The organism is Companilactobacillus muriivasis (genome assembly GCF_036246245.1).
Lineage (GTDB): Bacteria > Bacillota > Bacilli > Lactobacillales > Lactobacillaceae > Companilactobacillus > Companilactobacillus muriivasis.
Genome location: NZ_BTTQ01000018.1, coordinates 1 through 9,538 on the forward strand (window position 1 = coordinate 1; position 9,538 = coordinate 9,538).

Below are 9,538 nucleotides of genomic sequence, written 5' to 3' on the forward strand. Positions count from 1 at the left end.
AAAAACGTTGTTAAAATAGCCCCCAATATCTACATTATAGATATTGGGGGCTATTTTAACAACGTTTTTTTATAAGTGCCCCTAAACTATAGCTATTGATTCAAGATTTCATGGGAGCCAGTTGCAACCAATAGCAAAATCAATTCATCATGATCTAGCTGATAAATAACAATCCAGTTGTCATAATTTTTACCATAGTTTCCATATCTGGCAGGGTGAAATTCACGATAGCCACGCCAATTTTCTTTTAATGCATGATCTTTAATCTGTTTCAAAACAAGTACATCTTGTTCAACAATTGCTTCTAAGCAAGGCTTCAAGACAGTTATTGGGAAATGTTTTTTGACTAGTTTTTTTAATTCACGTTCAAAAGATTTGGTCTGTTTAATTTGCATCTAACTTATCGATCCAATCTTCAAAGTCAGTCAATGAACCAATGTTTTTGACCTGCCCTGTTTCTGCTTCTTTTTTAGCGGCTAAGGCTTCCGGAGAATCTAAAAAGCTGACTAATCGAACTTCATTATTGGCCGCTTTAACTAACGATAAGCGTATATACTCAGAAACGGTTAGCCCTTGTTTTGCTAGATTAGCTTTAGCCCGTTCACTAATGTCAGGTGTTACACGAGTTGAAATTGTCTTGTTTTTAATAATAGTATTACTCATTCTAATCCGCCTCCTTTAAGTTTACCATCGTACTACATTATAATATTCGATTTTTAGGTTTTCTGCAACTAAATTAATTTTAAAGTAAAGGAACTAACAGCTTATGCAACAAGTTGTCTTACCCATCAAAGATTCAAATGTTCTCAAGGAGGTTCAAGATACGTTACTCAATAACTTTAGAAGCTGTTTAGTATCTTTGATTTTGACCAAATAATTTGATAACTACTGTCAAAAAAGTTGGTGATCATATGCAACATTTTAGTCATCATTACCAAAGCGATATTTCTCGGCAACAATTCGATTTGATCCGCCAGGATCTGGAAGCTTCAAGGTCCCCAATTCCCCCCTCACTCAAAAAGGAGTGAGCGAAGCCCACGCTCACATTTAACTGCGCCTCCCGTTGGTCGTTGCTAAAATCAAGCCCATGGTTAGGAAACTTCGGTCACACCCTCAGGCAGAATTAAATAGCGTTAATAGCTGATCTGGCCCTTTGAAGTTGTTTGAATTCTTTGGACGTTACTTCAGTACCGTCTTCTAGCTCAACTGATTTAGCGCCTTTAACCCAATTCCGAATTGAATCGGCTGAAGGACCGTATTCCTTGGATAATCCATCGGATCGTCGTCCCGCTTTAACCATCTCCACAATGGACTTTTTTAAGTCCTCTTCATAACGTGTAACCATAAATAAAAATGCTCCTATGATGATATTTTACCAAACTAGCAAAACTAGTCCGGAATCTCATCATAAGAGCATGTATACTTGTGTATAGTAAGTTTGCTGAACTGCAACAAATACAGGAGGAACAAATGTTTTTAGCAATTAGAGAGATTAAAAAAGAAAAACTACGGTACGGCTTGATTCTAACAGTCGTCGTCTTAATCAGTTATTTGATTTTCATTTTAAGTGCCCTGGCGCTCGGGCTGGCAACAGCTAACACCGCTGCGGTGGACAGCTGGCAGTCTAAGTCCTTTGTAATGACCAAAGACGCTAATGGCAATGCCGGACAGTCATTACTGACAACGAAACAGGTGGATCAGTTAAGCGACGACAAAACCGCAACACTTGGCATTACACCAGTTAATATGAAAATTGGCGGAAAACGTGAATCCGCACAATTCGTTGGGATGAATAACGACGAGTACATCGCTAAAAACCTACAATTAACCAAGGGGCACTTGCCAAAGGCAGCTAACGAAGTCGTCCTCGCTGACTCAGTTGATAAGGATATTTACGGTATGGGGGATAAAATTTCGATCGGGTTATCTGATACGAAATATAAAATCGTGGGTTATGCGAAAAATGCCACGTATAACACCGCACCTGTTATTTATGGCGCGTTAGCGCAATGGCGTGTCATTAAGGGCGTGTCAGATCAATTCCAAGGTAGCGTAGTTACTTCAAAAACGTCACAATCGGTCGATGATAAAGCATTAAAGACTTATTCATACCAAGCCTTTATCAATAAATTGCCAGGTTATACACCGCAAAAAGCGACGTTTGGTCTCATGATTGGCTTCCTGATTGTCATTTCATTGATTGTGATTACCATCTTCCTCTACATTCTAACGGTTCAAAAATTGCCTAACTTGGCAGTTTTGCGTGCACAAGGCATTCCAAATCGTTTCTTGGCCCAAAATACGTTATTTGAGACGTTCTTTATTATGGCAACTGGTATCGTCGTTGGTGCTGTACTATCGGCATTAACTGAATTTGGGATTCCAGATAGCGTACCAATGGCATTTGATTGGGGATTGATGGGACTCATTGCGGCCGGATTGATGGTAACCGGGTTACTGGGTGCAATCATTCCGATTCGTGTGATTAGTAAGATTGATCCGGTATCAGTAATTGGAGGTTAAAAAGATGCGTGAAGAAAAACTAGCCCTTGAACACGTGACGAAACAATTTGGTCAGAAAACCAATTTAGTTACGGCACTAGAAGACGTCAGTTTAGCGTTTAAAGCTGGTGAGGTGTCGCTTATCATTGGTCCTTCAGGATCTGGTAAAAGTACCTTGCTAACCATTTTAGGCGGGTTACAGACACCAACAGACGGCTCAGTTCGTTTGAATGGTCACGACATCAGTGATTTGAGTACCAAAGAAGCCGAAAAAACACGACTTGAACAAATCGGTTTCGTCTTACAGGCGTACAATCTCGTGCCATATTTAACCGTAGCAGACCAATTCAAACTTGTTGACCAGGTGAAGCCTAACAATAACCTCAGTCAAGATGGATTTGACAAAATTATTGAAACGCTAGGCATTCAAAAATTATTAAACAAATACCCTGGCGAATTGTCTGGCGGTCAACAACAGCGCGTTGCAATTGCCCGTGCGTTGTATACAGACCCGGCGATCATCCTAGCCGATGAACCTACGGCAGCATTAGATACGGCACGTGTCAAAGAAGTTGGCCAACTTTTTGCTAATATTGCGCATGACGAGGAAAAAGCAGTCGTCATCGTCACGCACGATGATCGTCTGCGAGAGTTTTCTGATAATGTCTACAAAATTGTCGACGGAAAACTATCTAATACGGACTGATTAACACACTTGCTCTTATGCTGATATTCCGGACTAGTTTTTCTCGTTTGGTAAAATATCATCATAAGAGCAATAGATTATTTAGTTATGTTTTTGTCGAGCTTGCATTTTTGCTAGTCCGCTTGTAGCAAGGGTTTCAGCCCAATATAATAACTAAAATTTATAAGGTTACTTTTCAAATGTGTTGATTATCCATTGCAGAGAAAAGAACACAATAAAAATGATAAGAATAGGAAGCAGTCTAGCCAGCCAAATATTGATGTTTGGATATTGTGACAGAGTATGATAGAGCCATTGGGCAATTATAAAAGCGCCCAATCCGCTGACGATTTATTTGATGTTTTTATACATGTTATTTCTCCAATATATTCATACTAATATAGTACCTATAATACCATTAAACAAAAAAACAGCCCCTATTATCTATCCACTAGATAACGGGGGCTGTTTTATAGGGGCGATTAAAAAAAGGCACAAATAACCCCTCAAAATCATTGTTAAAATAACCCCCAATATCTATAATGTAGATGTTGGGGGTTATTTGTTTTTATATGGTATAAATGACTTCTCTTATTCGTCATTTTTTCGATACCTTTTGGAACGATTTTGACCAGGAAATAAACGATCATGCGATCCGACTCGAATGCCAATTAAGACTAGTTCATCTTTATCAATCGTATAAACCACCAGGACATCGTTAGTTTCGCTTGGTGTTTTGTTTTTCGGGGTATCTCGTAAGTGAAATTCATTATAACCGCTCATTCGCCGATTAAGCTCATGATCTTCAAATTCTGGTGGTAATTGTTGTTGCTCAAGCAACAGGTCAATGGCTGCTCGAACTTCCTCAATAATAGATTTGTCTAAACTGGCTAACCGTTTTAGATCAGCATTAAAGGTTGCACGTGGTTTAAATCTTAGTTTTTTCATTATTTAAACTGACCCCAATAACCATCATCTGATTCAACAATTTCATCGTCAGGTAAAACATGGCGTTTAATTAACTGATCACGTGCAATTGCATATTCTAACGAACCTTCTTTAGCTTTTAATGCTCTTTCTAACCAGTCCATTTTTTCTTGTGAAACGATGGCTACTGCGCGACTATTTGAACGAGCAATATAAACGGTTTCGTCTTCGTCATTAACTTGATCTAAATATTTTTTTAGGTTAGCGCGAAAATCGCTCTGTGTTAGTGCTAATGTCATATTTACCACCCTTTCATTGTACTTAATATTGTACTTTAATTTGTACTAAAAATCAATTTTTAAGGAGCTAAAACTATGCAACAAGTTGTCTTACCCATCAAAGATTCAAACGTTCTCAAAGAGGTTCAAGATACCTTACTCAACAACTTTAAAGCTGGCCGGCGTAACTATACAGTTTTTCAAGTTGGCAAAGCTACGCTACTGCGAGTGAGTGATGTCATGCGCTTAAAACAAACCGATATTTTTAATCCGGACGGTGCTATTAAACAAAATGCGTTCATTCACGACCGAAAAACGGGTAAGCCTAATACCTTGTACCTTAAACCTGTTCAAACAGAGCTTTTATTGTATCGTCAATGGCTGCTTGATCATAAACTAGAATCTGAATGGCTCTTTCCGTCCATTCAACACCCAGAACGCCATATTACGGAAAAACAGTTCTATAAAATCATGAGCAAAGTCGGCGATCTTTTAAGCATTAATTACCTTGGTACCCACACTATGCGCAAAACTGGGGCTTATCGCGTTTATACGCAATCCAATTACAATATTGGCTTAGTCATGCACTTATTAAATCATTCAAGTGAAGCCATGACTCTAGCTTATTTAGGCTTAGACCAAGCAAGTACCGAAAGTATGTTAGATCAAATTGATTTTGGTTAGTTTTATTTGGATTTTTAGTTGTCGCCAACGGCGACTTTTGATACAGGTTTTTAATGGGTCTAGCACAACATAGAATAAATTCTATGTGTAAGTGCGCATTGACCTCGTTTCACTCGGTCTGCTGATAAACATAAAATCAATTTCTGCTGTTATTGAATTGACTGTATTTTTAATCCAATTTATGTTTGCACTTAACTGAGTTTGTTATGCTTTAAACGCTAAAAATTGTTGCATATCCCGCTGCTTTCAACCAAATTTTTTTAATTGTTTTATGCAGAGAATCTTCATAAACCTGGCAACAAAATTTGAATAACTAACTTTAAGAACTGCGTATCTAATTTGAAATTATTATTTTAATGTTAGGAGTAATTAAGCTGAACTAAAAGAAAGTATTAAAACCAATTGATGAAACGCTTGCTGATCCTTGGCAAGTTGATATTCAAGAATTGTTTGAAGCTACTGTCAATGAACCTGACGAGATCAAAAAGAATTTGTATGATTCCCTGGATACTTATATTTTGCAAAAAAGGCAAGAAGATATTAGTAATCTCCCAGGTTCTGTCATCTAGCCCTCTAAAAGCTCACTGAGGGCTTTTTATTTTGTGTTGGTATAAATATATATAAATAGTCTCAAAATCGCTGATAACAAAAAATAAGGCCCTTAAAAAGGGACATAGCAGTTAAATCTTTATCAAGTTTTAGAAAAGCTAACTATTTGCTGTCAATGGTAGCGGACGAGCAAAGCGTAGGAGCATAAGGAATTGACAGCTTTAAACAAGTCTTAAAACTGAAATGGCGAAAGCCAAAGTTTCTACAAAACTTTGCTTTCCTGCCTAACGGCGAGTGAAAAAGCGGTCAAGCTGGCTCAGCTTGGACGGGGTTCGGGGCGTCAGCGCCCGAATGAATGTGACTTGTCACACCTTTTTAGGCAACGAACAGAGTGAGGCGCAAGGAGCATAGCGACTGAAGTTTAATGTGAGCTGTTTTTTGGCTCACTCCTTTGTGTTTTTTGATTCTAGGTTTTGACCTCGTACAGTAGTGCCTCTTTTAAACCTCTTTTATAAACCTCTTTTAAACCTCTTTTAGACCCCTTTTGAGACTTACTCTCCCAAGGCTTATAGAAGTTTATCAACGAGGTTTTGTCTGTTTATCAACGAGGTTTTGTCTGTTTATCAACGAGGTTTTGTCTGTTTATCAACGAGGTTTTGTCTGTTTATCAACGAGGTTTTTAATGGTGATCGTTGATAAACAATCGTTGATTTTGTATGATAGTTGTGGAGGTGTGATTATGAGCAATGAACTTATAAAATATGATCCTGAACTTAATACCATTCCGTTACGTAAATTCACCCCTATTGAAATGAATCTATTTTTTTCAATTATTTCTCGTATGCGTGATAAGGGAGATCAGACAGTTAGATTTTCTTTTGAACAACTTAAAGATTTGAGCAACTATAAACCGACTGCAAATAATCGCTTTGAAGATGATATTCAAAGAACTTATGAAAAGTTAATGGGACTTCATTTTGGAAGACGTAGTAAATCTGGATTAAATAGAGAAATATTTGTTATGTTTACTAAATTCAGAATTGTTGGTGAAGCTGATTCTCCTTATATAGACATTGAAGTATATAAAGATGCTTTGCCACTTCTTAATAATTTAGACACGTGGGTTAGATATGCTTTAGCGGAATTTAGAGATCTTCGAAGCAGTTATGCTAAAACCGCTTTTAGATTGTTAAAAGGTTTCAGAACAACCGGTTATGCTTTTTTATCAAAAGAAGATTTTTTTGAGTTACTTGATATTCCTAAAAGTTATTGGAAAAAACCGGGAGACGTTGATAGATACGTTCTTAAACCAATTAGAGAAGAATTAACTCCTTTGTTTAGAGGATTAACGGTTAGAAAAAAATATGGTAAAGGGCGCGGAAAACCAGTTATTGGCTATTCGTTTACCTGGAAACCTGAAAAGAAAGACGCTGACGACTTCTCACAAGGTCAATTTCAATCTGAACGTCAAAAACTCTTTAACATTCAGCATAATGGTGAATTAACAGAACAGGAAAAATGGCGTGCCATTGATAAAGTTAAGGGGTTAACTTTAGGCTCAACTGAGAAACAAGCGGTGGCTGAGAAACAAGCGGAACACGATAAAAAAATAAGAGATCAAGCAAGAAAAGAAGCACTTGCTGAACTCCGAAAGGGGTTTGGAAAACATGCCTAAAACTATTAGAGAACTTGCTGATGAGTTTGGTGTATCAAAACAAGCCATTAGGGAAAAAACTAGATGCAAACTTTAGTTGTTGTTAATTCGGGATATTTGCTGTTAAAGCAACATTCATTGGTGGCAACAACCAGAACCAAATCAATTATAGTTTAGCTTGAAGATTGATACCTAAAGAAAACCAATCGACAACCAAGTTTAAGTTTTGCTTGTCGATTGGTTTTCTTGTCGTTTTTAACTTATAATTTAAGGCGGATTAATTAGGCGGTGAAACTATTGGGCAAGACTATTCGGCAACTTTCAGAAGAATTTAAATTGTCAAAACAAGCTATTAATCAACGTATTAATAGCATTAATGGCTTTCGAAGCAAACACACTTACAAAGTTAAAAACCATCTAGAAATAGACAACCAAGGCGTTAAAATGCTTGCTAATTTTGACAAGCAAAAACGACAAGAACGACAACCAAATCGGCAAGCTGAAAACGACAAGGACAAAAATATTGATCAGATCTTGCTGAAGCAACTTGATGTTAAAGATCAACAAATTGCAAATTTACAACAAGCCTTAGATCAGCAGCAAAAATTACAGATAGCAACGGTTGCAGAGAACCATCGATTAAAAGAACACGTTCAGAAACTGAGTGGCTTGTTTGAATCTTCTAGTGCTACTCATCAGCAACAATTAAACGACAAGGACGATACCTTGACGAATAGTTCTAATACCAGTCACATCAAGGATAAAAACGACAATCAAAATGAAAATAAAGTTGCTGAATATGGTAATAGACAAAAGAAAACATTTAAGAACAACACCAATAATAGTTGGTGGCATTTTTGGTGACAATCAGTGGCAGCAAGGCTCTGGATCTGTAGATGAAAAAATATTTGGATTTGTAAACAAAAGGCGTTTATATCAAAATGATTTTAACCAATTGAGTCACGAGCCCAAACCTACTGTTGAATTTTCAGCATTATTTAATTCTTCATGGTGGATATATGGGTTGAAAAATACTATGGAAAATAATGATCTTGAAAAATATCCTAGAAAAAATGAGAAACAATATCAAGATTACTTTGATAACCTAAGAATAGATGGAGTGAAAATATTTTTTTGACAATTATGATTATTGGTGGTTTGGACTTTATTATTAAGAGCTCTATACAGGCATGCTTATTATGGATAGTGGCATTAATAGAGGTTCAGAAGGGCGAGAACAGATTTCATATGGGCATTCGCTGTTCATACAATAATAGCCGTTTCGTTAACAGCGACTAAATTAATCGATTTGTTAAAAATGATATTAATCTGGGATTTAGGTTATCCGATTTGTGAAAAAAGTGGTTGTATTGATCCTTAAAAATTAAATAAAAAGGTAGATTGTAAAATTACTTATTTATGCAAAAAAATATGAGATAAGGATATTGAATTTATCCTCATCTCATATTTTAATTTAATCATTAACCGTTATATTTTGATAATTTGAAAACAACTTTGTCTTTGTTGTGTAATTTCTTTTTGTCAGCTGAAACGTTAACTTGTTTGCCATTAACAGTGAATGTCCAGTAAATTTTCTTCTTGTTATTTTGTTTGTGACCGTCGATAGCTGTGATAAAGCCGCCTTTGTCGTTAACTTTCCAGCCTTTTTTAAGACCATCAGTAACAGTGGCATTCTTTTTCAATGTGATAGTTTTCTTGGCAATCTTCTTTTTATTCTTCTTCAAAGTGTAAGTAGCTTTGATATTCTCGGAAGCCTTAGCTTGAACGGTTGTTGCAGTTGCTGGAGCGAATACCCCTAGTAACATTAATAATGACAATAAAAATGCTGTAATCTTTTTCATTATTTTCCTCCTCGATTTGTACAACGATTTTTATTATAACAAAGAAAAGGCAGACGAAAATAATAATTTAAAAACCATCCAATTAAATAAGGCACAAAAAAGGATGCTTAAGGATAAAGAAATATATAATCATTTCAATTTAGAAAATATTCCCAGTTCCATCAAAACGGAGCTAAACAAGATAGTGCATGACATCGATGACTAATACTTTAACACCAAACAGAAAGGGGCTATGAATATATAGGGTCTATAATATGCAAATAACCCCTCAAAAACGTTGTTAAAATAGCCCCCAATATCTACATTATAGATATTGGGGGCTATTTTAACAACGTTTTTTTATAAGTGCCCCTAAACTATAGCTATTGATTCAAGATTTCATGGGAGCCAGTTGCAA

General features: G+C 36.4%; 11 protein-coding genes and 2 pseudogenes. 7 read left to right on the forward strand and 6 right to left on the reverse strand.

All coding sequences use genetic code 11. From position 1 onward, the window contains the following. Positions 1-92: 92 nt before the first annotated feature. Together AAA923_RS12220 and AAA923_RS12225 are read right to left on the reverse strand one after the other, a co-directional pair. Complete coding sequence (locus AAA923_RS12220; RefSeq protein ID WP_310920161.1) at positions 93-395, reverse strand: type II toxin-antitoxin system YafQ family toxin; 303 nt, start codon at positions 393-395, stop codon at positions 93-95. Beyond that, positions 385-663 (reverse strand): plasmid mobilization protein, encoded by a 279-nt coding sequence (locus AAA923_RS12225; protein ID WP_003625288.1) that lies wholly within the window; start codon positions 661-663, stop codon positions 385-387. Before AAA923_RS12225 ends, AAA923_RS12220 begins: the two co-directional genes overlap by 11 nt. 103 nt (positions 664-766) lie before the next feature. On the opposite strand from AAA923_RS12225, the pseudogene AAA923_RS12365 reads away from it, so the two are divergent. Next, positions 767-847 (forward strand): annotated as a pseudogene (locus tag AAA923_RS12365) (site-specific integrase); the annotation flags it as partial. A gap of 303 nt (positions 848-1,150) precedes the next feature. Here AAA923_RS12365 and AAA923_RS12230 read toward each other — a convergent pair. Beyond that, positions 1,151-1,345: pseudogene (locus AAA923_RS12230) on the reverse strand (IS3-like element IS1163 family transposase); the annotation flags it as partial. Between the two features lie 125 nt (positions 1,346-1,470). Between AAA923_RS12230 and AAA923_RS12235 the strand changes: the two are divergent. Both AAA923_RS12235 and AAA923_RS12240 read left to right on the forward strand, forming a co-directional pair. Beyond that, on the forward strand, positions 1,471-2,523 hold the full coding sequence (locus AAA923_RS12235) for an ABC transporter permease (RefSeq protein ID WP_046811107.1): 1,053 nt from the start codon (positions 1,471-1,473) through the stop codon (positions 2,521-2,523). Positions 2,524-2,527: 4 nt separating this feature from the next. After that, positions 2,528-3,208 carry an ABC transporter ATP-binding protein gene (locus AAA923_RS12240; protein WP_046811108.1) on the forward strand — a complete coding sequence of 227 codons (681 nt, stop codon included), beginning with the start codon at positions 2,528-2,530 and terminating at the stop codon, positions 3,206-3,208. A gap of 570 nt (positions 3,209-3,778) precedes the next feature. Here AAA923_RS12240 and AAA923_RS12245 read toward each other — a convergent pair. Together AAA923_RS12245 and AAA923_RS12250 are read right to left on the reverse strand one after the other, a co-directional pair. Further along, positions 3,779-4,135, reverse strand: a complete 357-nt coding sequence (locus AAA923_RS12245; RefSeq protein WP_125765013.1) for a type II toxin-antitoxin system YafQ family toxin — start codon at positions 4,133-4,135, stop codon at positions 3,779-3,781. Then, positions 4,135-4,413 (reverse strand): type II toxin-antitoxin system Phd/YefM family antitoxin, encoded by a 279-nt coding sequence (locus AAA923_RS12250; protein WP_010620850.1) that lies wholly within the window; start codon positions 4,411-4,413, stop codon positions 4,135-4,137. The genes AAA923_RS12245 and AAA923_RS12250 overlap by 1 nt, the downstream gene beginning before the upstream one ends. 75 nt (positions 4,414-4,488) lie before the next feature. On the opposite strand from AAA923_RS12250, the gene AAA923_RS12255 reads away from it, so the two are divergent. From AAA923_RS12255 to AAA923_RS12270, 4 genes are all read left to right on the forward strand, one after another. Next, positions 4,489-5,076: a site-specific integrase gene (locus AAA923_RS12255; RefSeq protein ID WP_065928854.1), complete on the forward strand. Its 588-nt coding sequence runs from the start codon at positions 4,489-4,491 to the stop codon at positions 5,074-5,076. Positions 5,077-6,364: 1,288 nt separating this feature from the next. Further along, positions 6,365-7,300 carry a replication initiation protein gene (locus tag AAA923_RS12260; RefSeq protein ID WP_338217498.1) on the forward strand — a complete coding sequence of 312 codons (936 nt, stop codon included), beginning with the start codon at positions 6,365-6,367 and terminating at the stop codon, positions 7,298-7,300. A 276-nt stretch (positions 7,301-7,576) separates the two neighbouring features. Next, on the forward strand, positions 7,577-8,143 hold the full coding sequence (locus tag AAA923_RS12265) for a DUF536 domain-containing protein (RefSeq protein ID WP_062913471.1): 567 nt from the start codon (positions 7,577-7,579) through the stop codon (positions 8,141-8,143). Then, on the forward strand, positions 8,079-8,417 hold the full coding sequence (locus tag AAA923_RS12270; protein ID WP_125765017.1) for a hypothetical protein: 339 nt from the start codon (positions 8,079-8,081) through the stop codon (positions 8,415-8,417). Before AAA923_RS12265 ends, AAA923_RS12270 begins: the two co-directional genes overlap by 65 nt. A gap of 343 nt (positions 8,418-8,760) precedes the next feature. On the opposite strand, the gene AAA923_RS12275 is transcribed toward AAA923_RS12270, so the two are convergent. Beyond that, complete coding sequence (locus AAA923_RS12275) at positions 8,761-9,141, reverse strand: DUF4430 domain-containing protein (RefSeq protein ID WP_125765019.1); 381 nt, start codon at positions 9,139-9,141, stop codon at positions 8,761-8,763. Positions 9,142-9,538: the final 397 nt, after the last annotated feature.